1 protein-coding gene is annotated in these 433 nt (G+C 65.6%); it reads left to right on the forward strand.

All coding sequences use genetic code 11. The annotated features are described in order from the left end of the window. Positions 1-144: 144 nt before the first annotated feature. Positions 145-433: iron-sulfur cluster assembly protein (locus G4D87_RS38640; protein WP_163787692.1), on the forward strand; the 289-nt coding region annotated here is incomplete at its 3' end.

Genomic DNA, 433 nt, shown 5'->3' on the forward strand with positions numbered 1-433 from the left:
CTCAGTAGCCATGCCTGACACCTACAGGGTGCGCAGGGCGTACAGCCCCGTTAAACGACGTTGACAGCCCCCCCTGGGCTGGCAGATTCCGCGCCCGCTGGCGGCTTACAACCGCCCGTTTTCCAAAAGGTTTCAGGTGTCCTGATGAGCGTTACCCAGGCCGACATCCTCGCTGCGATGTCGAAGGTGATGGATCCCGAGCTTCACATCGACCTCGTGAAGGCGGGAATGGTGAAGGACGTCCGTGTCTCCGGGGACACCGCGAAACTCAAGATCGAGCTCACCACGCCTGCCTGCCCCATGAAGGGGAAGATCCAGGCCGACTCCGAGGCCGCCCTCAAGGCCGTCCCCGGCCTCAAGTCCTTCGACATCGAGTGGGGCGCCCAGGTCCGCGCGGCCGGCGTGGGCATGCCCGCTGGCGCGCTCCTCCCCC

Source organism: Myxococcus vastator, from assembly GCF_010894475.1.
GTDB classification, from domain to species: Bacteria; Myxococcota; Myxococcia; order Myxococcales; family Myxococcaceae; genus Myxococcus; species Myxococcus vastator.